A 25,097-nucleotide genomic window follows, 5' to 3' on the forward strand; every position below is an offset into this window, starting at 1 on the left:
CCGTCGTGGTGGTCGCGGAGGGGGTGCCCGTCGTCGTGGACGTGGTCGGTCCGAGTTCGAGCATCACCTTGTTCTCGAGCACCTCGATCGCCTCGTCCGAGATCGAGAGGAGTCCGTCGAGCTCCTCGCGCACGCGCCGGTACGCGAGCTGGCGCTCCGCCGGCGTGGCTGCTTCGTCGATCGCGACGGTGAGGAGCTTCTTCGCGGTGTCGAGCCGCTTGCGCTCGACCTCGGTGAAGCTCGAGTCGCGCAGGCGCCGGGCATCGCGCTCGGCGACGTCGAAGGCCACCTCGAAGTCGGCCACCGCGTTGCGGTACTCGGCCAGCTGCTCCTTCGACAGGCGCGCCTTCGGCGATGGCGGGCGCAGGCCGTCGGCGATGCGCTTGGCACGGAGGAACGCTGCGGTGAGGGGCTGACGGCCATCGCTCATCGCCGGGAAGGCGATGATCTTCGCCACATCGAGCTCGTACTCGAGCCAGCGCGCGGTGACGCCGTCATGGGTCGCGAACAGCCGCTCGAGCTGCGTGACCTGGGTCTCGCGCGGAGCCGCCGTGGGCTCGGGCACCGCCGTCTGGCCGGTGATCGGTGGGAGGGATGCCGCGGCCACGGCCTTGCCGCGCGCCGCCGCCTGTGCGGCCTTGAGCTCGGCCTTCGCGTGCATGACTTCGATGCGGCGCTGGTGGCGCCGGCGGGCACCACGCTCCCAGGCGTTGCCGACCATGCCGACAACGCCGATCAGAGGAAAGACCAGCCACCAGAAGTCGCCGAGAAAATCGAGGATCGGCTGCACTCTGTCATGCTAACCGCCTGGTGCGCCGCTGTGTCGGGCTCAGGGCACCCTGTCAGCGCGCGGATCGCCGGCGCGCGGAGGCGGCATGCGTGCGATCAGCGTCGGCAGCCGGTCGGCGATCTCGGCGATGACCGCGGCCGCGGCGGTGAGCCCGGCGGCGGCCGGCGCCGCGGGCGACGCGGGGCGCGCCGCTCCGGCGACTCCGGCCTGGCGCTCGGCCTCGTCGAACGTGGACTCGAGATGGCGCACCGCCACGCGGTATTCGAGGTACTGCTGGGGCGTCGCGCGCTCGCGCAGCGTCGGGCGCTTGGCGAGAGCCTCGCGCTGCGCGCGCAGGAACGCGAGGGTCGCGGGATGCCGCACGTCGGTCATCTGCGGATACGCCAGCGCCTTGTCGACATCGGTCTCGTAGGCGAGCCAGCGGGTGTTGATCGCGTCGTGCGCGGCGTACAGCACGTCGATGGGGAGGGGATCGTGCGACGTCGCCGCGCGGTACTGGGAGTACCCCGCCTTCACGCGGGACCGGCTGGCCCGAAGGGCGAGCGAGGCCGCCTTCTCGGCCTGCTTGGCGGCCAGCAGCTCGCGGCGCGCATCGCCCGTCTGGAACGAGGGGGCGCCGGCGCGGGACTTCGCGGTCAGCATGTCGGCGCTCGCGGTACGCACGCGCGCTTTCGCGGCGACGAGCTCGCGGTAGGCGAGGGATTCCTCCTGGCGCGCGGCATCGAGCTCGAGCCTTCGGGCTCGGCGGCTGCGCGTCGTCAGGCCGGCATAGGTCGCCGCTCCGGCGCCGGCGGCGGCCGGAGCGATCCACCACCAGCTCGCCATGATCAGGAGGATCGGCTCCACGGTGCCATGGTAATCGCGATATAGCGCGGTTGTCGCCGGGAATCTCCTGACACCTTCACCGGCGTCGCCGAATCGCGCGAACCTCGCGGGATCGCGGGCGGAGGCTGCGGCATCCGCGATGTCCTGCGAACTCCGTGCAGGGCGACCCGCTACGGATCAGCCGAAGAGGAGCGCGAAGACCGTGGCGCCGCCGCCGACGAGGATGAGGGCGACGATCGTCACCCACGCGATGATCTTGACGCGCCGCTGCCGGGTGTCGTTGAAACCGCTGTACTCGTCGTCTTCCGGCGCCATGCGCTCAGTCTAGTGGGCGGGTTTGGGGCGTACCGCGCCCGTTCGGGGCGCACATCGCGCGCCCCGAACGGACGTCATGCGCCCCGAACAGCAGGTTCGGATCGGTCAGGCGGTGTGCTCGGTGATGATCGGGCCGAAGGCGTCGGGGAGGGTCGACGTCGACAGGCGGCGCAGCTCGGCGAGCGGCAGCGTGAACAGCCCCTGCACCTCGAGCGCCGGCTCGTCGCCGTCCGCGGCAGAGTCGGTCACGCCGATGCGCAGCACCGGGTAGCCCCGGCCTTCGCACAGGCCGCGGAACTTCACGTCGTCCTCACGCGGCACGGTCACGATGACGCGGCCCGTCGACTCCGAGAACAGGGCGGTCGCGGCATCCACTCCGTCCCGCTCCTGGATCTCGTTCAGCCACACCCGTGCGCCGACGCCGAAGCGCATGACGGCCTCCGCGAGGGTCTGCGCGAGGCCGCCCGACGACAGGTCGTGCGCCGACGACACGAGCGACTGCTGACCGGCCGCGTGCAGCAGCTCGGCGAGCTTCTTCTCCTGACCGAGGTCCACCGCCGGCGGGCGACCGCCGAGGTGGTCGTGGATCGTGCCGGCCCACTGCGAGCCCGAGAGCTCGGTCGAGGTGACGCCGAGCAGGTAGATGTTCTCGCCCGCGTCCTGCCACCCCGACGGGATGCGGCGCGCGACGTCGTCGATGATCCCGAGCACGCCCACGACAGGCGTCGGGAAGATCGGCTGGTCGCCGGTCTGGTTGTAGAACGAGACGTTGCCGCCGGTGACGGGGACGCCGAGCTCGAGACATCCGTCCGACAGACCGTCCACGGTCTGCGAGAACTGCCACATGACCTCGGGGTTCTCGGGCGAGCCGAAGTTGAGGCAGTCGGTGACCGCCGTCGGCACGGCGCCGCTGACGGCGACGTTGCGATACGCCTCGGCGAGGGCGAGCTTCGCGCCCTGGTACGGGTCGAGCTGGCAGTAGCGGCCGTTGCAGTCGGTGGCGATCGCGAAGCCGAGGCCCGAGTGCTCGTCGACGCGGATCATGCCGGCGTCGTCGGGGAACGACAGCGCCGTGTTGCCCATGACGTAGTAGTCGTACTGGTTCGTCACCCACGACGTGTCGGCGAGGTTGGGGCTCGCGACGAGGCGCGTGAACTGGTCGCGGAGGGTCCCGGCGTCGGTGGGGCGGGGGAGAGCGGATGCCGAGTCGTCGCGCAGCGCGTCGATCCACGTCGGGTACGCCACCGGGCGCTCGTACACGGGCCCGTCGACGGCGACCGTAGACGGGTCGACGTTCACGATCTCCTCGCCGTGCCAGAAGATCTGCAGGCGTCCGTCGCCGGTCACCTCGCCGAGCACCGAGGTCTCGACGTCCCACTTGCCGACGACCTCGAGGAAGGCGTCGAGCTTCTCGGGCGCGACGATCGCCATCATGCGCTCCTGGCTCTCGCTCATGAGGATCTCCTCCGGCGTGAGCGAGGGGTCGCGCAGCAGCACGTTCTCGAGGTCGACGCGCATGCCCGAGCCGCCGTTCGCGGCGAGCTCCGACGTGGCGCACGAGATGCCGGCCGCGCCCAGGTCCTGGATGGCCTCGACCAGCTCGTCCCGGTAGAGCTCGAGGCAGCACTCGATGAGCACCTTCTCGGCGAACGGGTCGCCGACCTGCACCGCGGGGCGCTTGGTCGGGCCGCCGTCGGCGAACGTGTCGGAGGCGAGGATGGATGCCCCGCCGATGCCGTCGCCGCCGGTGCGGGCGCCGAAGAGGACGACCTTGTTGCCGGCGCCGGTGGCGTTGGCGAGCTTGAGGTCCTCGTGGCGCAGCACGCCGACCGCCAGCGCGTTGACGAGCGGGTTGCCCTGGTAGACCGCGTCGAACACGGTCTCCCCGCCGATGTTCGGCAGGCCCAGGCAGTTGCCGTAGAACGAGATGCCGCTCACGACCCCGTGCACCACGCGCGCCGTGTCGGGGTTGTCGATGGCGCCGAAGCGCAGCTGGTCCATCACGGCGACCGGACGCGCCCCCATCGAGATGATGTCGCGGACGATGCCGCCGACGCCGGTCGCGGCGCCCTGGAACGGCTCGATGTAGCTCGGGTGGTTGTGCGACTCGACCTTGAAGGTCACCGCCCAGCCCTCGCCGATGTCGACGACCCCGGCGTTCTGGCCCATGCCCACCATGAGGCGGGTCTTCATCTCGTCGGAGACCTTCTCGCCGAACTTGCGGAGGTAGATCTTCGAGGACTTGTAGGAGCAGTGCTCCGACCACATGACGGAGTACATCGCCAGCTCGCCCGACGTCGGGCGGCGGCCGAGGATCTCGCGGATGCGGTCGTACTCATCGGGCTTGAGACCGAGCGCCGCGTACGGCTGCTCCTTCTCCGGCGTGGCGGTGGCGTTCTCGACGGTATCGGCGACAGCGGTCGAAGAGGGGGTGGTCACGCGGCTCAGCTCCAGAAATTTCGGGGGATGCCGGACCCGTCCAGTCTAGTTCGCCGCGAGAGCCTCCTCGCTGCTCGCCCGTCACCATGTGTGCTCTCGGCCCACCGCTCTGCGACAGGCGAACGGAGGAGGGGGTTGACGGATGCCGGCATCCGTCGTAACCTACAACCAAATGGTTGTAGGAATTGAGCTCAGCGATGATGACATCGACCGCGTGTTCCACGCACTCGCCGCGTCCACGCGGCGCGACATCCTGCGCCGCACGATCGAGGGCGAACTCTCGGTTTCGGCGCTGGCGCGCGACTACGACATGTCGTTCGCGGCGGTGCAGAAGCACGTGGCCGTTCTCGAGGCCGCAGGCCTCATCATCAAGCGCGCCGAGGGCCGCGAGCGTCTCGTCCGAGCGGATCCCACGATGATCGCCCGGGCACGGGCGCTCCTCGCCCGCTACGAAGAGCTCTGGCGATCGCGCATCGACCGGCTCGACGCCCTGCTCGCCGGACCGGCCGCAGCCCCGGAAGCACCCACCGATGACCCCGACAGCACTGATAAGACCGACACGCAAGGAGTATGAGATGCCCGTCACCGATGTCACCACCGACCCCGAAGCGCTCACCATGACGCTCACGGCGCAGTTCGCCGCGCCCGTCGAGCGGGTCTGGGACGCCTTCACCGATCCGCGCCAGCTCGAGCGCTTCTGGGGACCTCCCGGGTGGCCCGCCACCTTCACCTCGTTCGACTTCGCGCCGGGCGGGCGCGCGATCTACCACATGACCAGTCCGCGCGGCGAGAAGGCCTACGGCTCGTGGGAGTTCCTCTCCGTCGCCGAGCCGCGCTCGTTCGAGGTGCTCGACGCCTTCGCCGACGAGAACGGCACGCCGAACACCGATCTCCCGGTCTCGCGCATGGTGTTCAGCTTCGACGGCACCGAGCAGGGGTCCGAGCTGCGCAACGTCACCTACTTCACCTCCGCCGAGGCGCTGGAGCAGGTCGTCGGCATGGGCATGATCGAGGGCGCCACGATGGCGGTCAACCAGCTCGACCGCGTGCTCGAAGGACTGCGGGCGTACGCCGCCGGCAGGGGCACGCAGACCGAGATCCTCGACGACACCCACGTGCGGATCACGCGGCTCATCGAAGGCCCGATCGATCTCGTGTGGCGCGCCCACCAGGAGCCCGAGCTGCTCGAGAAGTGGATGCTCGGACCCGACGGCTGGCGGATGTCGGTGTGCGAGGTCGACCCGAAGGTCGGCGGTCGCTACCGCTACCAGTGGGAGCCCGTCGAGGGCGGCGAGGGCGAGGCCTTCGGATTCGACGGCGAGACCCTGCTGTCGGACGCGCCGCGCCGCGCGGTCACCACTGAGCACATGACCGGCACGGACTACCCGTCGACGCTCAACGACCTCAACCTGTACGAGGAGGACGGCGCGACCCTCATCACGCTGCTGATCGAGTACCCCGACAAGGAGACGCGCGACATCGTGCTCGCCACCGGCATGACCGACGGCATGGAGGCCAGCTACGCCCGCCTGGAGGGCGTGCTCGCCGGGGTGTGAGCGGAGCCTGGGAGACGAAGATGACAGAGAACACCGTCGCGCGCACCGTGTCCACCCACGTCGTGGGCGCCGGAGATGACGCGATCACCTACGACATCCACGGCGACCTGACCGAGGCGACCGTCGATCGGCCGGCGCTGTTCCTCTTCGCCGCACCGATGGACGCGAGCGGACTCGCACTCCTCGCCGCGCGCATCACGGATAGACCGGTGGTGACGTACGACCCGCGCGGCGCCGGGCGCAACCCCGTCGGCACCGCCGACATCACGGTCGAGCAGCACGCGTCCGACCTGCATCGCGTCATCGCGGCGCTGGGCGTCGGCCGCGTCGATGCCTTCGGAACCAGTGGTGGGGCGGTGAACCTGCTCGCGCTCGCCGCGGCCCACCCGGACGACGTGCGCATCGCCGTCGCGCACGAGCCGCCACTCGCCGAGCATCTCCCCGACCGCGACCTGGTGCTCGCCGTGGTCGCCGACATGAAGCGCACCTACGCCGAGCAGGGCGATGGCGCCGCGATGGCGAAGTTCATCCCCTTCGTGATGCTCGACGGACCGGTGCCTGACGGCTACCTCGACGGACCCGCGCCCGACCCCGCGATGTTCGGGATGTCGGCCGAGGATGACGGCGCCCGTACGAATCCGCTGCTGCGGAACATGCCGGCGACCCTCGCGTACCGCATCGACGTCGGCGCGCTGCGAGACCTGGGCGACCGACTCGTCATCGCGGCGGGCGTCGAGTCGGGTGACACACTCCCCGCGCGGGGCGCCCGCGCGGTCGCGGCGGCGCTCGACGTGGAGGTGACCGAATTCCCCAGCCACCACGCAGGCTTCACCGATCAGCCGGGGTACCCCGGTGATCCGGCGGGCTTCGCCGCCCGCCTTCGCGACGTCCTCGACTGATCGCCACTGCGGCCCGCAAAGAAGCGGGGGACGGATGCCGCAGCATCCGTCCCCCGCTTTCATGCATGTCTGCTCAGACGGTGCGGAAGCGGTTCACCATCGGGCAGTCGAACGGGTCGCGGGCCGAGAGGCCGACGCGGTTCAGGTATGCGATGACGATGCCGTACGACTGGATCAGGCTGGTCTCGGTGTAGGGCACGCCTCGCGTGCGGCACTGCTCCATGACGATCTCGCGGGTCTTCGCGAGGTACGGCCGTGCCATGCTCGGGAAGAGGTGGTGCTCGACCTGGTAGTTGAGGCCCCCCATGAGGGCGGTCGCCCACCAGCCGCCGCGGATGTTGCGCGAGGTGCGCACCTGCTTCGAGAAGAAGTCGAGCTTCGCGTCGGCCGCGATGATCGGCATCCCCTTGTGGTTCGGTGCGAACGAGGCGCCCATGTAGACCCCGAAGACGGCCAGCTGCACGCCGAGGAAGGCGAAGGCCATGCCGATCGGCAGGAAGAGGAAGAGCGGGGTGAGGTACAGCGAGAAGCGCAGTGCGATCAGCGAGAGCTCGATCCAGCGGCCCTTGACCTCGCCGCGCGAGAAGAGGTGCTTGAGGCCCAGCGCGTGAAGGTTCAGTCCCTCGAGCGTCAACAGCGGGAAGAAGAGCCATCCCTGCTTGCGCGTGATCAGCGCGCCGAGGCGGCTCACCTTCGCGGCATCCTCTTCGAGGAACCGGATGGTGTCGACCTCGATGTCGGGGTCCTTGCCAACGCGGTTGGGGTTGGCGTGGTGGCGATTGTGCTTGTTGTTCCACCAGGAGAGGCTGATGCCCACGATCCCCGCGGCTAGGAAGCGGCCGAGACGGTCGTTCGACGGTCCTGACACCAGGATCTGCCGGTGCGCGGCCTCGTGGGCGAGGAATGCCACCTGGGTGAAGATGATTCCGAGCGCGGCGGCGATCAGGAGCTGGTACCAGGTGTCGCCGAGCAGGATGAAGCCGGTGATCGCCCCGCCGAGCGCGAGCACCAGTGCCCCGCCGACGATCGCGTAGAACCAGCGCGCCCTCTGCAGCAGACCGGTCTCGCGCACGACCTGGGAGACCTCGGTGTAGGCCCGCGCGACAGGCGGGAAGGTCTCGGTCCCGGCATAGGTCTGGCGGACCGGGCCCAGACGGGCAGCCTCGGGTGCGACAGCGGTGATGGTGGCGATGATGGCACCTGCTCTGGTCGGATGCCGACCCTGGTCGACGCGGAGAGACAGGCGGATGCCGATCGCTAGGGCCCACACTACGCAGGTGCATATGGCCGCGGGGGAATAGGGTGACGATCCCCAGCATGTTCGGGGGCCATCCCCAGGAGCACCGTCTCAGCAGCCGGTGGACACGGCCGCATACGATAGCCGCGTGGACTTCTCCTTCGCTTTCACGCCCGATCTGATCGCGGTGTTCGTCACATTGTTCGTCCTCGAGGTGGTTCTCGGCGTCGACAACGTCATCTTCATCTCGATCCTCGCGTCGAAGCTGCCGAAGGAGCAGCAGGCGAAGGCCCGCAACCTCGGTCTGACGCTGGCGATGGTGATCCGCGTGATCCTGGTGCTCTTCGCCGGATGGATCATCACGCTCAAGGATGAGATCTTCGTGCTGTGGGGGCTCGGGTTCTCGTGGAAGGACCTCATCCTCATCGCGGGAGGCCTCTTCCTGGTCTACAAGGCCGTGACCGAGATCCACCACAAGCTCGAGGGCGCCGAAGAGGAGCACGGCGGCTCCGGGCGCAAGGCTGTCACCTTCGGGGCGGTGCTCGCGCAGATCCTCGCGCTCGACATCGTCTTCTCGCTCGACTCGGTGATCACCGCCGTCGGCATGACCGAGAACCTCGTCGTGATCATCACCGTCGTCGTGCTCTCGTTCGGAATCATGCTGTTCGCCGCCCGCTTCATCTTCTCGTTCGTCAACAAGCACCCCACGGTGAAGATGCTGGCGCTGTCGTTCCTCCTCCTCATCGGCGTGTTCCTGGTGGCCGAGGGCTTCGGCGTGCACATCGACAAGGCCTTCATCTACGCGCCGATGGCTTTCGCGATCCTCGTCGAGGCGCTGAACCTCACCTACGCGGCCCGCAGGGCCAAGCGCGAGCAGAAGCGCCAGTCCGCCGTGCAGCTGCGACCGCAGTACCCCGACGCCGACGAGTCGGTCGCCGTGGCGGCCGCGCTGTCGAAGGACCCGCACGCCGGCTCGGTGGGCCTGTCGTCCAAGCCCGTGGCGGGGGATGCCGCTCCCGGCGCCGACGAGGAGCGCCAGGGACTCGGCTGACCCGGGGCTCCGGGCTGCGGCGCTCGCGCTCGCGACCGCGGCAGTTTCCGGCGAGCGCGCTGTCGCGTGGCGCCGCGCTCGCAGGGAACTGCAGCGCCCGCGTGCCGGGGGCTAGCGTCCTGGGCGAGGCCGTGATGTCGGCAGACCGGCGCCGTGCAGGATGTCGTAGAGCATCCTCGGCGACCGCAGCGCGGGCAGCCGCCAGCGCGAGAATGCGGTGACCTGGCGGCGGAGCTCGTCCTCCCGATCCTTCTCCGCCAACAAGACCTCCTCCGGAGTCCGACCCTTCAGAAGCGCCGGATCGCGATACTTCCCCGCACCGTCGAACTCGCCGATGTGGCGACGCTGCGGCCAGAAGAAGTCGGTGAACGCCTCGCGGCCGTCCGCGAGCACGAACCGAGCCTGCAGTTCCGGTTCCGGGAAGCCCAGCAATGCGATCAGCACACGGCTCTGCGACTCGCGCACGCTGTCGGCGAGACTCGTCGCGAAGTCGGCGGCCCGGGGTGCGCGAGCCGAGCCGCGGCCTGTGACGCTGTGTGCGCGGTCCCGCAGCGCGGCGGCCTCGACCAGCGGCCCGCCCGGGCGTCTGCTCCACAGGGCCTGGTCCGCTGCCACGACGCCCTCGACGAATCGTGTGGACGCCAAGAGGTCGACCGCAGTCTGCAGCGGAGTCGTCACGCCATGCCGTTCCCACGGACTGGTCTCGATCTCCGACAGCGGTCGACCGTGGCGGCGGAACGCGCCGCTCGACCTCCCGCCCGAGGCGGCGTCGATGCTCACGTCGACCGTCGCCGGCCATCTCCCGAGCATGTCGATGCCATGGAGCGCTGCCGCAGCCCAGTGCGACACGACGAAGGGACTCGCCCCTCGGGCGCCGGCTTCCCACACCCGCTGTGCGTGCCGAGCCATCGGCGTCAGACGGTCCCATTCGGCGCGTTCGACGTAGGCACCCCGCGCGATGCGGACGATCTCACCGCCCGCCAGGCGTGCGCGCAGTCTCCGGTCGTTCACGGGCTCGCCGTCGTTCTCGCGTCGGCGGAAGACGGTGGTCAGCGGAGGTCTGTCGATCCACACCCCTCAAGGCTGCGCGCCCTGTGCGCTGAGCATCGCCGCGCAGATCCCATCGGTGGATGGAAGCGTCAGCGGCTGCCCGTGGGGAGGAGGCGCGATCGCGGCGGTTTCCGGCGAGCGCGCTGTCGTGGGGCGCCGCGTTCGCAGGGAACTGCAGCGCTCGCTTCGGTGGAGCGAGCGTCGCGGCCGGGTCGCTGCGGGGACGTCAGGCGGCGTCGGGAGTGTCGGTGAGCAGCCGGTAGCCCATCCCGGACTCCGTCAGCAGGTGCGCGGGACGGGCGGGGTCGGCCTCGAGCTTCTTGCGCAGCTGCGAGATGTACAGCCGCAGATAGCCGGTGTCGGCGACCTGCTCGGTGCCCCAGATGTCCTTGAGCAGCGCCTGCCGCGTCACGAGCGAACCGGGGTTGCGAGCGAGGAACTCGAGGATGCGCCATTCCGTCGGCGTCAGGTGCACGCGCTCGCCGCTGCGGGTGACGGTCTTCGTCGAGAGGTCGACGACGACGTCGCCGAAGGTCACGACGGGGACTCCGGATGCCGCGCCCAGGCGCCGCGACAGCGCGCGCAGACGCGCGAGCAGCTCATCGATCTGGAACGGCTTGGTGACGTAATCGTCCGCGCCGGCATCCAGCGCCTCCACCTTGTCGGCCGAGCCCGTGCGCCCGGACACCACGATGATGGGCGCAGTAGTCCAGCCTCGCAGCGCCTCGATGACCTGGACGCCGTCGAGCCGCGGCATCCCGAGATCCACCATCACGATCTCAGGGTGCTCCTTCGCCGCCAGCGCGACCGCCGCGGCGCCATCGGGCGCCGCCACCACCTCGTAGCCGTGGGCGGCGAGGGTGATGCGGAGGGCCCGGACGAGCTGCGGATCATCGTCGGCGATGAGGACCTTCACGACAGGAACTTCATGAGAGCGGCCTCTCTTCGGCGGGGATCGGGTCGGCCACGGGGAGCGCGATGACCATCGTCAGGCCTCCTCCGGGCGTGTCCTCGGGGGTGAGCGTACCGCCCATGCCCTCGGTGAAGCCCCTGGACAGGGCGAGTCCGAGACCGAGACCTGCGGTGTTGTCGGTGTCGCCGAGTCGCTGGAACGGAGTGAACATGTCGTCGCGGCGCTCGGGCGACACGCCGCTGCCGTGGTCCACGACGCGGATCTCGGCCGTGTGTCCGAGACGACTGGTCGCCACGCGGACGCGGGTGCCCCCGGGCGCGTGACGCGCAGCGTTCGACAGCACGTTCACGAGCACGCGCTGCAGCAGCACGGGATCCGCCGCCAGCGGCGGAAGGTCGGGATCCAGGGCGAGCTCGAACCTGTCGGGTCCCGCACCCAGTTCGTCGAGCGCGGCGAGCACGACGCCGGCGCTGTCCACGGACTGGAGCGAGACCGCGAGCACTCCCGCCTGCACGCGGCTGACGTCGAGCAGGTCGGTGACCAGCGCCGACAAGGTGGCGAGGGACTCGTCGGCGGTGGCGATCAGCTCGGCGCGGTCGTCGGGCGAGAGGTTCGGCTCCGCAGCGCGCAGGCCGCCGACGGCGGCCACCGCGGCGGCGAGCGGGCGGCGGAGGTCATGGCTCACCGCCGACAGGAGGGCGCTGCGCACCTGGTCGGTCTCGGCCAGGGCGCCGGCCGCGCGCGCGGTCGCGGTGAGATCGCTGTGCTCGAGGGCTGCCGAGAGCTGCGCGGCCACGGCATCGATGAGGCGGCGTGCGGAGGCGTCGAGCGTGTGGCCGTGCAGCTCGAGCATGGCGGGCGGGCCGCCGTTGCGTCGGGCCACCGTGACCGCGTCGTAGCGTCCGTCGCGCACGGGTTCGCCGTCGGTGGCGACGACGGTGCCGTCGGCGTCGACGAGTCGCACCCCGGCGAGCCCGAGCGATTCGCGGGTGCGGCTGATGAGTGCGGGCACCGCCGACTCGCCCCGCAGCACACTGCCGGCGACGTTCGCGAGCAGCTCCGCCTCGGCCTCCGCACGCCGTGCGGCGCGAGCGGCACGTGCGGCACGGTCGACGATGAAGCTCACGAGCACGGCGATCAGGACGTAGAGGATCAGGGCCCAGACGTTCCGCGTGTCCGCGATGGTGACGGTGTAGTACGGCTCGACGAAGAAGTAGTTGAGCGTGAACGCCGACATCACGGCGGCGAACACGGCGGGCCAGATGCCGCCGACGAGCGATACGAGCACGACGAGCAGCTGGTAGGCGAGCACGTCGCTGGTGATCGTGTCCTCGTTGCGGATCGAGACCAGCAGCCACGTCAGCAGCGGCCCGCCGACGAGCGCGAGCAGGAAGCCGAGCAGGCGGCGCTTGACGCTCAGGGCGCCGCCGGTGATGCGCGGCAGCCGGAACCGGTCGCCCGCGGCGGCGTGGGTCACCATGTGCACGTCGATGTCGCCGGACTCGCGGATCACCGTCGCCCCGATGCCGGGACCGGTCAATGCCGCCATCAGCCGGCCGCGGCGGCTCACGCCGATGACGAGCTGCGTCGCATTCACGGAGCGCGCGAAGTCGACGAGCGCACGGGGGACGTCGTCGCCGATGACCTGGTGGTACGTGCCCCCGAGGGACTCGACCAGCGCCCGCTGCACGGCGAGGGCGCCCGGATCGCCCGAGCGCAGGCCGTCCTGGCTCGAGACGTGCACCGCGAGCAGCTCGCCGCCCGCCGACCGCGCTGCGATGCGGGCGCCGCGTCGCAGCAGCGTCTCGCCCTCCGAACCGCCGGTGAGGGCGACGACCACTCGTTCGCGCGCCTGCCATGCGCCTTCGATGCCGTGCTCGGCGCGGTACGACCGCAGTGCGCTGTCGACCTCGTCGGCGAGCCACAGCAGCGCGAGTTCGCGCAGCGCGGTCAGGTTGCCCAGCCGGAAGTAGTTCGACAGCGCGGCGTCGATCCGTTCCGCCGGATAGACGAGCCCCGCCGACAGGCGGTCGCGCAGCGACTGCGGCGAGAGGTCGACGACCTCGACCTGGTCGGCGGCCCGGACGACGGCATCCGGAACCGTCTCCTGCTGGGCGACGCCCGTGATCTGCTCGACCACGCCGCCGAGCGACTCGATGTGCTGCACGTTGACGGTCGTGATGACGTCGATGCCGGCGTCGAGGAGGGCGTCGACGTCCTGCCACCGCTTGTGGTGCGGCAGCCCGGGGGCGTTGGTGTGGGCGAGCTCGTCGACCAGCGCGATCTCGGGATGCCGCTCCAGCACGCCCTCGAGATCCATGTCGGTCAGCTCCACCCCGCGGTGCGAGACGATGGCGCGAGGGACGACGGGGAGGCCGTCGACCAGCGCGGCGGTGGCGGCGCGACCGTGCGTCTCGACGACGGCGACGACGACATCCCGGCCGCCGTCCGCGAGACGGCGGCCCTCTTCGAGCATCTCGTACGTCTTGCCGACGCCGGGCGCCGCCCCGAGCAGCACCCGCAGCTTGCCGCGCTTCATGTGGTCACCTTATGTCCGCCGTCCTGCCCGATGTCCGCTCGCCTGTCACGATCTGTGCCCGCGGCCCGCCATCTGTGACAGGGGAGCGGTCACTGCGCCAGCGCATCGAGGGCGAGGTTGAGCTCGACGACGTTCACGCGGGGCTCGCCGAGGAAGCCGAGGTCGCGCTGCTGGATGTGCGACTCGACCACGCTGCGCACCTCGTTCTCGTCGATTCCGCGCGCGGCGGCGACGCGCGGCACCTGCAGCAGGGCGTACGCCGGGCTGATGTGCGGGTCCAGGCCCGAGGCCGATGCGGTGACGGCATCGGCCGGGACCTCCGACACGTCGACGCCCTCGAGCTCGGCGATCGCGGCCTTGCGCTCCTCGATCGCGGCGACGAGGTCCGCGTTCTCCGGACCCAGGTTGGAGCCGCTCGAGGCTCCGCCGTCGTAGCCGTCGCCGGCCGCCGAGGGGCGGGACTGGAAGTACTCCGGCAGCGCGTTGCCGTCGGCATCCGTGAACGACTGCCCGATGAGCGCGGAGCCGACCGGCTCGTCGCCGGCAGTCACGACCGAGCCGTTGGCCTGCCAGGGCAGCGCCAGCTGCCCGATGCCGGTGACCAGCAGTGTGTAGCCGACCCCCAGCGCGAGGGTGAACACGAGCATGGCGCGCAGCGCCACGCCCGTCGTGCGAACGGTGGTGCGGGTGGTGATGGACATGTGCGTCTCCTGTCGGGCTCGAAGGCTCAGAAGCCCGGGATGAGGCTCACGACGAGGTCGATGGCCTTGATGCCGATGAAGGGGGCGATCACGCCTCCCAGGCCGTAGACGAGCAGGTTGCGGCTGAGGATCTGCGAGGCGCTCGCCGGGCGGTATTTCACGCCGCGCAGCGCCAGCGGGATGAGGATCACGATGACGATCGCGTTGAAGATGATGGCGCTCGTGACGGCGGATGCCGGAGAGCTGAGCTGCATGATGTTCAGCGCGGCGAGCCCGGGGAAGATCCCCATGAACATCGCGGGGATGATCGCGAAGTACTTGGCGATGTCGTTGGCCAGCGAGAACGTCGTCAGCGCGCCGCGCGTGATGAGCAGCTGCTTGCCGATGCGCACGATGTCGATGAGCTTCGTCGGGTCGGAGTCGAGGTCGACCATGTTGCCGGCCTCCTTCGCGGCCGACGTGCCCGTGTTCATCGCCACCCCGACGTCGGCCTGCGCGAGCGCGGGAGCGTCGTTGGTGCCGTCGCCGGTCATCGCGACGAGGTTGCCACCCTCCTGCTCGCGCCTGATGAGCGCGAGCTTGTCTTCGGGCGTGGCCTCGGCGAGGTAATCGTCCACACCGGCCTCCTTGGCGATCGCGCGTGCCGTCAGCGGGTTGTCACCGGTGATCATGACCGTGCGGATGCCCATCTCGCGCAGCTCGGCGAATCGTGCGCGCAGGCCGTCCTTGACGATGTCCTTGAGGTGCACGACGCCGAGCACACGCCCGGTGCCGTCGGCCCCGAGCATCGCGACCACCAGAGGGGTCCCTCCTGACTCGGCGATGGCGTCGGTCTCGCTGATCAGCTGTGCGCGGGTCGCGGGCACCACGGGGGATCCGGATGCCTCCAGCCACGCGAGCACCGCCGAACCGGCGCCCTTGCGCACCTGCGTGCCGTCTGCCAGGTCGACGCCGCTCATGCGGGTCTGCGCTGTGAAGGGCACGCTGGTGGCGCCGTCGGGCGCGGTGACATGGATGCTGCGGACCGCGGCGAGCTCCACCACCGAGACGCCCTCGGGGGTCGGGTCGGCCAGCGACGAGAGTGCGGCGGCGCGGGCGAGTTCCTCGTCTGACGCGCCGGGCATCGTGACGAAGTCCGATGCCCGGCGGTTGCCGTATGTGATGGTCCCCGTCTTGTCGAGCAGGAGGGTCGTGACGTCTCCGGCGGCCTCGACGGCGCGGCCCGACATCGCGAGGACGTTGCGCTGTACGAGACGGTCCATGCCGGCGATGCCGATCGCCGACAGCAGCGCGCCGATCGTGGTGGGGATGAGGCACACGAGCAGCGCGACGAGCACCGGGATGCTGACGGGCGCCGCCGCGTACGACGCGATCGGGTTGAGCGTGAGCACCACGATCACGAACACGATCGACAGGCTCGCGAGCAGGATGTTCAGGGCGATCTCGTTGGGCGTCTTCTGGCGGCTCGCGCCCTCGACGAGGGCGATCATGCGATCGACGAAGGTCTCGCCGGGCTTCGACGTGATGCGCACCACGATGCGGTCCGACAGGACGCGGGTGCCGCCGGTGACGGCGCTGCGGTCGCCGCCGGACTCCCGCACGACCGGTGCGGACTCGCCTGTGATGGCCGATTCGTCGACCGTGGCGATGCCGTGCACGATGTCGCCGTCACCCGGGATCAGCTCTCCGGCGGTGACGATGACGATGTCGCCGAGCGTCAGGTCGGAGGACGCGGCCTCGACCGTCTCGGCATAGTCGGCCGCGGCATCCGTCTTCTCGTCGTAGGCGGTCACTCGGCGCGCCATGGTGGAGGTGCGGGTCTTGCGCAGCGTCGCCGCCTGCGCCTTGCCGCGCCCCTCGGCCACGGACTCGGCGAGATTCGCGAACAGCACGGTGAGCCACAGCCACACCGCGATGCCCCAGGTGAACCCGAAGGGGACGGCGGTGCCGCCCGAGGACTCGGGCCCCCCGAGGAACGGCTCGGCGATCGCGATCACCGTCGTCAGCGCCGCACCGACCCACACCAGGAACATGACGGGGTTGCGCCACAGCGCGGCCGGGTTCAGCTTGCGCAGCGCGCCCGGCAGGGCGGCCCACAGCTGCGCCCAGCTGAAGGCTCGAGCGCGGGAGGGCTTGGGGACGATGGTGCCCGGGATCGGGCCGGTGCCGGTGGAGGTTCCGGGAGTGATGGTGGTGGACATGAGTCAGACGAGCCCTTCCGCCAGGGGACCCAGCGTGAGAACGGGGAAATACGTGAGTGCGGTGATGACGACCGCGACGACGGCCAGCAGGCCGACGAACTGCGGACGATGGGTGGGGAGTGTGCCCATGGTGGAGGGCACGGACTTCTGGGCGGCGAGCGAGCCGGCCAGCGCCAGCACCAGCACGATCGGGATGAACCGCCCGAGCAGCATCGCGACGCCGAGCGCGGTGTTCAGCCACGGCGTGTTCGCCGTGAGCCCCGCGAAGGCCGACCCGTTGTTGTTGGCCGCCGAGGTGAACGCGTAGAGCACCTCTCCGAGCCCGTGCACGCCCGGGTTCCAGATCGACGTCGACTCGACGTCGTCGCGGATCCCGGGGATCGCGAAGCTCAGCGCGGTGCCGGTCAGCACGAGCGTCGGCGTGACCAGGATGTACAGGCTCGCGAGCTTGATCTGGGTCGGGCCGATCTTCTTGCCCAGGTACTCGGGCGTGCGTCCGACGAGCAGGCCCCCGACGAACACGGCGATGACGGCGAGCACGAGCATGCCGTAGAGGCCCGATCCGACGCCGCCGGGGGCGATCTCGCCGAGCATCATGTTGATCATCGGGATCATGCCGCCGAGGGCCGTGTACGAGTCGTGCATCGAGTTGACGGCACCCGTCGAGGTCAGTGTGGTGGCGCCGGCGAACAGCGTCGAGCCGAAGATGCCGAAGCGGACCTCCTTGCCTTCCATCGCCGAGCCCGCGAGCTGCGGTGCGGTGCCGAGGCCCAGCGACTCGAGCCAGGTCACCGCGGCGATCGACACGACCGCGATCGAGCCCATGGCGGCGAGGATCGCGTAGCCCTGCCGGTTGTCGCCCACCATGCGGCCGAACGCGCGCGGGAGGGCGACAGGGATCGCCAGGAGCAGCAGGATCTCGAGCACGCTCGACCAGGGAGTCGGGTTCTCGAACGGGTGCGCGGAGTTGGCGTTGAAGAAGCCGCCGCCGTTCGTGCCGAGCTCCTTGATCGCCTCCTGCGACGCGACCGGTCCGCCGGGGATCAGCTGCGTGCCGCCGGTGATCGTTCCCACCTCGGTGAAGCCGTTGAAGTTCTGGACCACTCCCGCGATCATCAGCGCGATAGCCGAGAGCAGGGCGAGTGGCAGCAGCAGCCGGGTGATGCCGCGCGTGAGGTCGACCCAGAAGTTGCCGATGGTCGCCGATCCGCGGCGTGAGAACCCGCGCACGAGCGCGATCGCGACCGAGATGCCGACGGCGGCCGAGACGAAGTTCTGCACCGCCAGTCCTGCGAGCTGCACCGTGTACCCCAGCGTCAGCTCGGGGGAGTACGACTGCCAGTTGGTGTTGGTGACGAACGACACCGCGGTGTTGAAGGCGAGACCCTCGGGCACGGCGGGCAGGCCGAGGGAGTAGGGCAGCACGCCCTGGAAGCGCTGCAGCGCGTACACGAAGAGCACGCCGACCGCCGAGAAGGCCAGGACGCCGCGGACGTAGGCCTGCCACGTCTGCTCGGACCCCGGGTCCACGCCCATCAGTCGATACGCGCCGCGCTCGACGCGCCAGTTCTTGTCGGCGGTGTAGATGCGGGCGATCCCGTCGCCGAGCGGGCGGTACAGGAGCGCGAGGATGAGGAAGACCGTGGCGATCTGGAGGATGCCGGTCCATACGGTGGCGGAGTCCATCAGAACCTCTCGGGCATCACGAGCGCGACGACGAGGTAGATGATCGCGGCGATGCCCAGGACGGCCCCCACGAGCGAGAAGACGATCACAGTCTCTCCGCTCCCTTCGCGATCAGGCCGACGAGCGCGAACAGCGCGAGCGTCGCGACGAGGTAGATGACATCGAGCACAGGGACTCCCCGGGTGGGTGCGATCCGGCGGCGACGCCGCACGGCGGTCCGCGGTGCAGCGGACCCGGATTCGATGCAACTCCCTCGCCCGCGTCGCGGGCGCCGTCCTCACGGAATCCGAACGTCCTGCGTGCGGGCCCTCACGATCCCCTGACACGGCGAGCATCGACGTTGACGTGACGTCAGAGTGGTGTCAGCATGACGTCATGCAGATCACTCCGCACGTCGAGGAGCTCCAGCGTCAGCTCGCCGCTGCCGCGTCCGCCGGCGGCGCCGAGACCGCCGAGATCGCGGAGCGACTCGCGGCGGCACTGGGGCCGGCGGCCCGCCTGGCCATCCTCGAAGCGCTGTCCGAGGCGGCGGGCGAGGTCACCCGCCAGCTCGCGCCCGGATCTGTCGACGTGCGCCTGCGCGGCCGCGAGGTCGACTTCATCGTCTCGCGCCCCGAAGCGGAATCGGCCGTCGAGACGGCCGTGGCCACCAGCGGACCCATCGCGCTGGCGACGGGTGCCACCGCGGGGCAGGCCGACGACGCCGATGACGCCACGGCGCGCGTCTTGAGCGAGTCCGGCAGGCGCAGCGTCGTGCGCGCCGTGATGACGTCGCTCGATCCCGCGCCCGGCGCTCTGGTGCACGCGAGCTCGTCGTACACCGGCTGGGTGCGCTGATGAAGGGGGTGCGCTGATGAGGACGTTCCCTGCGCCGGGTCCGGCGGCCCTGCGCATCGAGCTGCAGATGGGGCGCATCGACGTCATCGCGGAGTCGCGTCGTGACCTCGCCGTCGAGATCGGCCCCGCCAACCCGCACCGGGGCGGGGACCGCAGCGCCGCCGACGCCGTGCGGGTGATCCACTCCGGCTCCGACCTGCGCATCGTCGGGCCGACGCGCTTCACCCTCTTCGGCTCGGGCGATTCCGTCGACGTCTCCGTGCGCGTGCCCACCGGCTCCGACGTGTCGCTGGCGCTCAAGTACGGCTCGATCCGCGTCGCGGGGGCGGTCGGCACCGCGCGCATCGCCCTCGACTACGGCGACGCCACCCTCGAACGCACCGGTCGCGCCGACCTCGGTCTCGGCCACGGCGAGCTGCGCGTCGAGCACGTGCGCGGCGACGCCGATGTGAGCATCAGCTCCGGGCGTGCCCGGATCGGCATCGTGGACGGGGCCCTCCGCCTGAAGGGGTCGGATGCCGGCATCGACGTCGGATCCGTGTCGGGGGTCGCCGACATCGCGACGTCGAGCGGCGTCGTCCATCTCGGCGATCCCGGGCCGGCGCTGACCGTCCGCTCGGCCTACGGACCGGTGCGTATCGGCGACCTCAACGGCGGGACGGCGCGGGTCGAGGCGTCGTACGGCGCCGTGACGCTCGGCATCCGCTCGGGCACCGCCGTCTGGCTCGACGCGTCGAGCCGGCACGCGTCGGTGCGCAACGAGCTGGCCGCCGCCACCGGCCCGGTCGAGGGCGAGGCCTCGCTGGAGCTGTACGCGCGCACCGGCTACGGCGACATCACCGTGCACCGCACGCACCCGGTCGCCGGCTGAGGCCGGAACAGCCGGTCAGGCGCGCGAGACGGCGTCCTCGAACGCCACCCACGCGAGCATCGCGCACTTCACCCTCGCCGTGAACTTCGAGACGCCCGAGAGCGCGGCGGCGTCGCCGAAGACCTCCTCGTCGAGCGGGATCTCGCCGCGCGATCGCAGCGCCTCGCGGAAGCCTTCGACGAGCGCGGATGCCTCGGCCCGCGGCATCCTCTCCTCCTCCTCGATCAGCGCGGCGAGCATCGATGCCGACGCCTGCGAGATGGAGCAGCCGGCGCCGTCCCACGTCACCTCGTCGACGGTGGTGCCGTCGTCGGACAGACGCACGCGGAGTGTGATCTCGTCACCGCAGATCGGGTTGCGCTGATACGAGGTCGCGACGCGGCTGCCGGGAGCAGTGCCCTCGGCGGCTTCGTCGGCGAGTCCCTTGCCGTGCGGGCGCTTGGAGTGGTCGAGGATCAGCTCCTGGTACAGCGACTCCAGCCCGCTCATGCGCCGGCCCCGAAGAACGAGCGCACGCCCGACAGGGCGTCGAGGAACACGTCCACGTCGTCGGCGGTGTTGTACAGCGCCGTCGATGCGCGGACGGAGGCGGTGAGCCCGAACCGGCGGTGCAGCGGCTGCGCGCAGTGGTGCCCGACGCGCACCGCGACGCCGCGCGCGTCGAGGAACTGCCCGACGTCGTGCGCGTGCACACCGTCGACGTCGAACGACCACAGCCCGACCCGATCCGCGCCGGGCGCGTCGCCGAGCAGGCGGATGCCGGGGATCGACCGCAGCCCCTCGCCCATGCGGGCTTCCAGCTGCTTCTCGTGCGCGTGCACCGCGCGCATCCCGACGCCGTCGAGGTAGCGGACCGCGGCCGCCAGGCCGATCGCCTGCGACACCGGCTGCGTGCCGGCCTCGAACCGCTGCGGCGGCGGCAGGTACGCAGCCTCGTCGAGCGTCACCGTCGTGATCATCGAGCCGCCGGTGAGGAACGGCGGCAGCGCTTCGAGCACCTCGGCGCGCCCGTAGAGGCCCCCGATGCCGTACGGGCCGAGCATCTTGTGGCCCGAGAAGACGGCGACGTCGACATCGAGTGCCGGGAGGTCGAGCGGCAGGTGGGGAGCCGACTGGCAGGCGTCGAGCACGGTCACCGCATCGACGGCGCGGGCGAGGGCGACGAGCTCGTCCACCGGATTCACGATGCCCAGCACGTTCGAGACGTGCGTGAAGGAGACGACGCGCGTGCGCTCGCCGATGACGTCGGCGGCGGCATCCATGTCCAGCGTCCCGTCGTCGTGGACCGGGATGTGACGCAGCACCGCGCCGGTGCGGGCGGCCAGCTCCTGCCACGGGATGAGGTTGGCGTGGTGCTCGCTCTCGGTCACCACGATCTCGTCGCCCGGGCGCAGCGCGAACCGGGCGCTCTGCGGGGCGCCGCGACCCACCGAGGCGTTGCCGATCGCGTAGGCGACGAGGTTGAGCCCGGCGGTGGCGCCGCTCGTCCAGACGAGCTGCTCGGGCCGCGCGCCGACGAACCCGGCGACGGCGGTGCGGGCGTCCTCGAACAGCTCCGTCGCCTCGGCGGCGAGCGTGTGCGCGCCGCGATGGACGGCGGAGTTCGCGCGCGTCAGGAAGTCGACCTCGGCGTCGATGACCGCCCGGGGCTTCTGGCTCGTCGCGCCGGAGTCGAGGTAGACCAGGCGTTCGCCGTTGACGCGCTCGCCGAGCAGCGGGAAGTCCTCGCGGAGCGCCGAGGCGTCCGGGAGCACGGCCGGCGAGGGTGCAGGTGCGGGAGTGGTCACCCTTCAAGGCTACGCGGGATGCCGCCTCTCGGCGCCGGGGTCGCGCGGCGGCCTCCCGCGGTCAGGGTGTGGCGGCGGGCACCGACGGCTCGTCGGCGTCCGCCCTCTCGGGCGGCCCGGCCGGGCGGATGGCGCGCCGGGCCGCGCGGTGCACCTCGGGCACCGCCAGCCGTCCTGCGCGGTCGTCGCCGGGAAGCGCGCGGGAGCGCCGGCCGTAGATGAGCTCGGACGAGTCCAGCAGCCAGGGCACGAGCGTGATCGAGACGCCGTGCACGAGCATGAGCTGCTGTGCGATGCGCCGCGCCCGCCGGTTGTGCAGGAGCGACTCCCACCAGTGGCCGACGATGTACTGCGGCAGGTAGACGGTGATCACCGCCGATCCGTGCTGCTCGCGGTACTTCTTGACGAACTCGGCGATCGGGCTCGCGTAGGTGCGATACGGCGACTCGACGATCTTCAGCGGGATCGGCATGCGGTGCGCCCGCCATTCCGCCTCGAGGGCCGCCGCGTCCTCCTTCGTCACCGAGATGTGCACGGCGAACGTCTTGTCGTGCTTCGCGGCCAGCGCGTAGTCGACCGCCTTCACGACCGGCTTCTGCAGCTTGTTGACCAGGATCAGGGCGACATCGCCGGTCGAGCCGAAGTGGGTGCGGTCGTCCATGGCGATCTCGTGGTCGACGTCGCGGTAGTAGCGGTGCACGCCGATCATGAGGAACGACAGGATCGGGATCGCGAGGAAGATCAGCCACGCCCCGTGCGTGAACTTCGTGATGGTCACGATGATGAGGACGGATGCCGTCATCGTGGCGCCGAGCGAGTTGATGAAGAGGCCCTTGCGCAGCCCGAACAGCTCGGTGCGGACCGCCTTGCCGCTGCGCTCATCGGCGGGGAGGCTGCGGATGGCTTTCAGGCCGCGTCGCCAGTGCCGGATCATGCCGATCTGACCGAGCGTGAACGAGACGAAGACGCCGATGATGTACAGCTGGATCAGGTTGGTGAGGTTCGCCTGGTAGACGATGAGCACGCCGATGGCGACGAGACCCAGGATGATCATGCCGTTGGAGTACACCAGGCGGTCGCCCCGGGTGTTCAGGGCCTTCGGTGCATAGCCGTCGCGCGAGAGGACGGATCCCAGCAGGGGGAAGCCGTTGAACGCCGTGTTCGCGGCGAGCAGGAGGACGATCGCGGTCGCCGCCTGGATGACGAAGAACGGGACCGAGTTCATGCCGAACACCGCCGACGAGACCTGCGCCATGAGGCTCGGCTGCGGGTTCGAGCAGTCGAAGCCGATGAGGTCGCACGGGTTCTCTGCATAGTGCACGCCCGACACCAGGGCGATCGCGGTGAGGCCCGCGAAGAGCAGGATGGCGATCCCGCCCATGAGCGCGAGGGTGGTCTGCGCATTGCGCACCTTCGGCGTGCGGAACGCCGGCACGCCGTTCGAGACGGCCTCGACACCCGTCAGGGCCGAGCAGCCGCTCGAGAACGCCCGCAGCACGAGCAGGATGACCGCCGCCTGCGTGAGGTCCTGGGTCTCGACCGCGTAGTGGGCGCTCGAGGCCACGGGCGGGTTGCCCATCACGACCTGGAACAGCCCCACGACGATCATGACGCCGACCGACCCGATGAAGATGTACGTCGGGATCGCGAACGCCCGGGAGGCCTCGCGGACGCCCCGCAGGTTCATCACGACGATGAGGATGACGAAGCCCACTGCCAGCTCGACGCGGAACGGGTTGAGGCCCGGAAGCGCCGAGATGATGTTGTCGACGCCCGAGGCGACCGACACCGCCACGGTGAGGGCGTAGTCGACCGCGAGGGCGGAGGCCACGATCACGCCGGGGATCTCGCCGAGGTTCTTGCGGGCGACCTCGTAGTCGCCGCCGCCCGAAGGATAGGCCTTGATCAGCTGCCGGTAGCTGATCACGACGACGATCAGCAGCACCACGACCGCGGCCGCGATCCAGGGGGCGAACGCGAGGAACGCGAGGCCTCCGGTCAGCAGGATGAGCAGGAGCTCCTGAGGCGCGTATGCGACGGACGACAGCGCGTCGGAGGCGAAGATCGGCAGCGCCATCTTCTTGGGGAGCAGGTGCTCGTCGGTGTCGGTGGACGCCAGAGGGTCGCCCAGGATGAGGCGCTTCGCCTTCGGCGCCTCGTCCACCGACGGCTCGCGGCTTTCGTTCGTCACGGCGGGCCAGGTTACTCGTGAGGAGTTCGTGAGGACGCATCAGGACGGGCATCCTCACGAAATCCATGCAGCGGCCTCTCTGGGACACTCGAGGGGTGGAGGACCGGATCATCCTCGCCGTGCTCGCGATCACCCTCGGGGTGGTCGTCGGGGTGCTGGTGTTCGTGCCCTTCGTCGCGCTCAGCTTCCGCCGGCGCGGCGGCTTCGGCGTAGGACGGTTCCTGCTCTGGGGCGCCGCACTGGTCGCCGTGCTGGCGATCTGGACCTACACGCTGCTGCCGCTGCCCGACCCCGACGCGATCCGCTGCGCGGGCGTCAACGTCGATGTGACGGCGCTCGCGGCGGAGGTGCGGGGAGCTCTCGCCCGCAGGGGCGCCGCGGCGGCCACCGATCCCGCTGTCGCGCAGCTGCTGCTGAACGTGCTGCTGTTCGTGCCGCTGGGCTTCTTCATCCGCGTGCTCAGCGATCGCGGCGTCGGCACAGCCGTCGTCGTGGGCTTCGCGCTGTCGGCCTTCGTCGAGGTCACGCAGCTCACGGGCGTCTGGGGCCTCTATCCGTGCGCCTACCGGGTGTTCGACGTCGGCGATCTGCTCACCAACACCCTCGGCGCCGTCCTCGGCTCACTGCTCGCGCTGGCCGTGCCGCGCCGCCTGCGGGGATCGCCGCGACTGCCGGACGCCGGCGAGCCGCAGCCGGTCACGCGCGGCCGGCGTCTGCTCGGCATGGTGTGCGACGGGCTCGCCGCCTGGCTGCTCAGCCTGTCGGTCGTCGTGGTGGTGCAGCTGACGCTGTATCTGCTCGGCGCGGAGGCGGCCGTGCAGGACGGGTCGGCCGCGAGTCTGGTCGGCGGCGCGACGCCGATCGCGGTGTGGCTCGTCGTCACGCTCGCGACCGGAGGCACCGTGGGCGACCACGCGGTCCAGCTGCGCTTCGCGGGCGGGCCGCTGCCCGTCGGGCTCGCCCGCTTCCTCCGCTTCCTCGGCGGGATCGGCGGCTGGCTCGTGCTCATCGCCCTGCCGGGCGCGTGGACGTTCGTGGCCACCGTGTTCGCGGGCCTCTCGGTGGTGCTGGTGTTCACCACCGGCGGTCGCGGGCTGCCCGGCCTCGTCTCGGGTCAGCGTGTCGTCGACGCCCGCGAGCCCGAGGAGCCGGATGCCGGGCCGCCGGGCGCGGCGTCCGCATCCGGTGTCTGAGGAACAGCCGGCAGGA

The 25,097-nt window shown here is 70.6% G+C and carries 23 protein-coding genes; 7 read left to right on the top strand and 16 right to left on the bottom strand.

Going from position 1 to position 25,097, the window contains the following annotated elements; genetic code table 11:
- The 4 genes from ACI3KX_RS09100 to purL all read right to left on the bottom strand — a co-directional run.
- On the bottom strand, window positions 1-790 hold a 790-nt coding region (locus tag ACI3KX_RS09100), incomplete at its 3' end, for a hypothetical protein (RefSeq protein WP_404909475.1).
- 39 nt (window positions 791-829) lie between these two features.
- Entirely contained in the window at window positions 830-1,636 is an 807-nt protein-coding gene (locus ACI3KX_RS09105; protein WP_404909476.1) for a hypothetical protein, read from the bottom strand.
- 156 nt (window positions 1,637-1,792) lie between these two features.
- The gene (locus ACI3KX_RS09110; protein WP_204260058.1) at window positions 1,793-1,930 is read right to left on the bottom strand and encodes a hypothetical protein; all 138 of its coding nucleotides are present in this window, start codon (window positions 1,928-1,930) and stop codon (window positions 1,793-1,795) included.
- Between the two features lie 105 nt (window positions 1,931-2,035).
- A complete protein-coding gene (gene purL / locus ACI3KX_RS09115; RefSeq protein ID WP_404909477.1) occupies window positions 2,036-4,369 on the bottom strand; it encodes a phosphoribosylformylglycinamidine synthase subunit PurL in 2,334 nt (777 codons plus the stop codon).
- A gap of 172 nt (window positions 4,370-4,541) precedes the next feature.
- Here purL and ACI3KX_RS09120 point away from each other — a divergent pair, with 172 nt between their 5' ends.
- From ACI3KX_RS09120 to ACI3KX_RS09130, 3 genes are read left to right on the top strand one after another with little or no spacing between them, the layout of a single operon-like run.
- Complete coding sequence (locus tag ACI3KX_RS09120; protein ID WP_404909478.1) at window positions 4,542-4,943, top strand: ArsR/SmtB family transcription factor; 402 nt, start codon at window positions 4,542-4,544, stop codon at window positions 4,941-4,943.
- Window position 4,944: 1 nt separating this feature from the next.
- Window positions 4,945-5,925, top strand: coding sequence for an SRPBCC domain-containing protein (locus ACI3KX_RS09125; RefSeq protein ID WP_404909479.1), 981 nt, complete (start codon window positions 4,945-4,947; stop codon window positions 5,923-5,925).
- A 20-nt stretch (window positions 5,926-5,945) separates the two neighbouring features.
- On the top strand, window positions 5,946-6,824 hold the full coding sequence (locus ACI3KX_RS09130) for an alpha/beta fold hydrolase (protein ID WP_404909480.1): 879 nt from the start codon (window positions 5,946-5,948) through the stop codon (window positions 6,822-6,824).
- A gap of 73 nt (window positions 6,825-6,897) precedes the next feature.
- Here the strand turns inward: ACI3KX_RS09130 and ACI3KX_RS09135 are convergent, their stop codons facing one another.
- Window positions 6,898-8,019 carry a fatty acid desaturase family protein gene (locus ACI3KX_RS09135; RefSeq protein ID WP_404909523.1) on the bottom strand — a complete coding sequence of 374 codons (1,122 nt, stop codon included), beginning with the start codon at window positions 8,017-8,019 and terminating at the stop codon, window positions 6,898-6,900.
- A gap of 190 nt (window positions 8,020-8,209) precedes the next feature.
- Here ACI3KX_RS09135 and ACI3KX_RS09140 point away from each other — a divergent pair, with 190 nt between their 5' ends.
- Window positions 8,210-9,112, top strand: coding sequence for a TerC family protein (locus tag ACI3KX_RS09140; RefSeq protein WP_349425798.1), 903 nt, complete (start codon window positions 8,210-8,212; stop codon window positions 9,110-9,112).
- Window positions 9,113-9,223: 111 nt separating this feature from the next.
- On the opposite strand, the gene ACI3KX_RS09145 is transcribed toward ACI3KX_RS09140, so the two are convergent.
- From ACI3KX_RS09145 to ACI3KX_RS09180, 8 genes are all read right to left on the bottom strand, one after another.
- Window positions 9,224-10,186: a hypothetical protein gene (locus ACI3KX_RS09145; protein ID WP_404909481.1), complete on the bottom strand. Its 963-nt coding sequence runs from the start codon at window positions 10,184-10,186 to the stop codon at window positions 9,224-9,226.
- 202 nt (window positions 10,187-10,388) lie between these two features.
- On the bottom strand, window positions 10,389-11,078 hold the full coding sequence (locus ACI3KX_RS09150; protein ID WP_363356245.1) for a response regulator: 690 nt from the start codon (window positions 11,076-11,078) through the stop codon (window positions 10,389-10,391).
- Window positions 11,079-11,088: 10 nt separating this feature from the next.
- Entirely contained in the window at window positions 11,089-13,614 is a 2,526-nt protein-coding gene (locus ACI3KX_RS09155; protein WP_404909482.1) for a DUF4118 domain-containing protein, read from the bottom strand.
- Between the two features lie 89 nt (window positions 13,615-13,703).
- A complete protein-coding gene (gene kdpC, locus ACI3KX_RS09160) occupies window positions 13,704-14,315 on the bottom strand; it encodes a potassium-transporting ATPase subunit KdpC (RefSeq protein ID WP_404909483.1) in 612 nt (203 codons plus the stop codon).
- 26 nt (window positions 14,316-14,341) lie between these two features.
- The gene (kdpB, locus tag ACI3KX_RS09165; RefSeq protein WP_404909484.1) at window positions 14,342-16,516 is read right to left on the bottom strand and encodes a potassium-transporting ATPase subunit KdpB; all 2,175 of its coding nucleotides are present in this window, start codon (window positions 16,514-16,516) and stop codon (window positions 14,342-14,344) included.
- Between the two features lie 3 nt (window positions 16,517-16,519).
- Entirely contained in the window at window positions 16,520-18,202 is a 1,683-nt protein-coding gene (gene kdpA / locus ACI3KX_RS09170; RefSeq protein WP_404909485.1) for a potassium-transporting ATPase subunit KdpA, read from the bottom strand.
- Window positions 18,202-18,291 carry a potassium-transporting ATPase subunit F gene (locus tag ACI3KX_RS09175; protein WP_404909486.1) on the bottom strand — a complete coding sequence of 30 codons (90 nt, stop codon included), beginning with the start codon at window positions 18,289-18,291 and terminating at the stop codon, window positions 18,202-18,204. Before ACI3KX_RS09175 ends, kdpA begins: the two co-directional genes overlap by 1 nt.
- Window positions 18,288-18,413 carry a hypothetical protein gene (locus ACI3KX_RS09180; RefSeq protein ID WP_349425805.1) on the bottom strand — a complete coding sequence of 42 codons (126 nt, stop codon included), beginning with the start codon at window positions 18,411-18,413 and terminating at the stop codon, window positions 18,288-18,290. The genes ACI3KX_RS09175 and ACI3KX_RS09180 overlap by 4 nt, the downstream gene beginning before the upstream one ends.
- Window positions 18,414-18,577: 164 nt before the next feature.
- Here ACI3KX_RS09180 and ACI3KX_RS09185 point away from each other — a divergent pair, with 164 nt between their 5' ends.
- Both ACI3KX_RS09185 and ACI3KX_RS09190 read left to right on the top strand, forming a co-directional pair.
- On the top strand, window positions 18,578-19,039 hold the full coding sequence (locus tag ACI3KX_RS09185) for a histidine kinase (protein ID WP_404909487.1): 462 nt from the start codon (window positions 18,578-18,580) through the stop codon (window positions 19,037-19,039).
- 16 nt (window positions 19,040-19,055) lie between these two features.
- Window positions 19,056-19,910 carry a DUF4097 family beta strand repeat-containing protein gene (locus ACI3KX_RS09190; RefSeq protein WP_363356258.1) on the top strand — a complete coding sequence of 285 codons (855 nt, stop codon included), beginning with the start codon at window positions 19,056-19,058 and terminating at the stop codon, window positions 19,908-19,910.
- A gap of 15 nt (window positions 19,911-19,925) precedes the next feature.
- Here ACI3KX_RS09190 and sufU read toward each other — a convergent pair whose 3' ends face one another.
- From sufU to ACI3KX_RS09205, 3 genes are all read right to left on the bottom strand, one after another.
- On the bottom strand, window positions 19,926-20,399 hold the full coding sequence (gene sufU / locus ACI3KX_RS09195) for a Fe-S cluster assembly sulfur transfer protein SufU (RefSeq protein WP_363356260.1): 474 nt from the start codon (window positions 20,397-20,399) through the stop codon (window positions 19,926-19,928).
- Complete coding sequence (locus ACI3KX_RS09200; RefSeq protein WP_404909488.1) at window positions 20,396-21,697, bottom strand: cysteine desulfurase; 1,302 nt, start codon at window positions 21,695-21,697, stop codon at window positions 20,396-20,398. Before ACI3KX_RS09200 ends, sufU begins: the two co-directional genes overlap by 4 nt.
- 61 nt (window positions 21,698-21,758) lie before the next feature.
- Window positions 21,759-23,774 carry an APC family permease gene (locus ACI3KX_RS09205; protein WP_363357037.1) on the bottom strand — a complete coding sequence of 672 codons (2,016 nt, stop codon included), beginning with the start codon at window positions 23,772-23,774 and terminating at the stop codon, window positions 21,759-21,761.
- Window positions 23,775-23,983: 209 nt separating this feature from the next.
- Here ACI3KX_RS09205 and ACI3KX_RS09210 point away from each other — a divergent pair, with 209 nt between their 5' ends.
- Complete coding sequence (locus ACI3KX_RS09210; RefSeq protein ID WP_363356264.1) at window positions 23,984-25,081, top strand: VanZ family protein; 1,098 nt, start codon at window positions 23,984-23,986, stop codon at window positions 25,079-25,081.
- Window positions 25,082-25,097 lie beyond the last annotated feature (16 nt).

The organism is Microbacterium sp. ZW CA_36, from assembly GCF_044987475.1.
Taxonomy (GTDB): Bacteria; Actinomycetota; Actinomycetes; order Actinomycetales; family Microbacteriaceae; genus Microbacterium.

What these genes read in the sequence shown, in the direction of transcription:
- ACI3KX_RS09155 (WP_404909482.1), bottom strand. Translation starts at nt 13,614, where the DNA reads ATGAAGCGCGGCAAGCTGCGGGTGCTGCTCGGGGCGGCGCCCGGCGTC.
- kdpA (WP_404909485.1), bottom strand. Translation starts at nt 18,202, where the DNA reads ATGGACTCCGCCACCGTATGGACCGGCATCCTCCAGATCGCCACGGTC.
- kdpB (WP_404909484.1), bottom strand. Translation starts at nt 16,516, where the DNA reads ATGTCCACCACCATCACTCCCGGAACCTCCACCGGCACCGGCCCGATC.
- ACI3KX_RS09190 (WP_363356258.1), top strand. Translation starts at nt 19,056, where the DNA reads ATGAGGACGTTCCCTGCGCCGGGTCCGGCGGCCCTGCGCATCGAGCTG.
- kdpC (WP_404909483.1), bottom strand. Translation starts at nt 14,315, where the DNA reads ATGTCCATCACCACCCGCACCACCGTTCGCACGACGGGCGTGGCGCTG.
- ACI3KX_RS09130 (WP_404909480.1), top strand. Translation starts at nt 5,946, where the DNA reads ATGACAGAGAACACCGTCGCGCGCACCGTGTCCACCCACGTCGTGGGC.
- ACI3KX_RS09205 (WP_363357037.1), bottom strand. Translation starts at nt 23,774, where the DNA reads ATGGCGCTGCCGATCTTCGCCTCCGACGCGCTGTCGTCCGTCGCATAC.
- ACI3KX_RS09185 (WP_404909487.1), top strand. Translation starts at nt 18,578, where the DNA reads ATGCAGATCACTCCGCACGTCGAGGAGCTCCAGCGTCAGCTCGCCGCT.
- ACI3KX_RS09110 (WP_204260058.1), bottom strand. Translation starts at nt 1,930, where the DNA reads ATGGCGCCGGAAGACGACGAGTACAGCGGTTTCAACGACACCCGGCAG.
- ACI3KX_RS09125 (WP_404909479.1), top strand. Translation starts at nt 4,945, where the DNA reads ATGCCCGTCACCGATGTCACCACCGACCCCGAAGCGCTCACCATGACG.
- sufU (WP_363356260.1), bottom strand. Translation starts at nt 20,399, where the DNA reads ATGAGCGGGCTGGAGTCGCTGTACCAGGAGCTGATCCTCGACCACTCC.
- ACI3KX_RS09120 (WP_404909478.1), top strand. Translation starts at nt 4,542, where the DNA reads ATGGTTGTAGGAATTGAGCTCAGCGATGATGACATCGACCGCGTGTTC.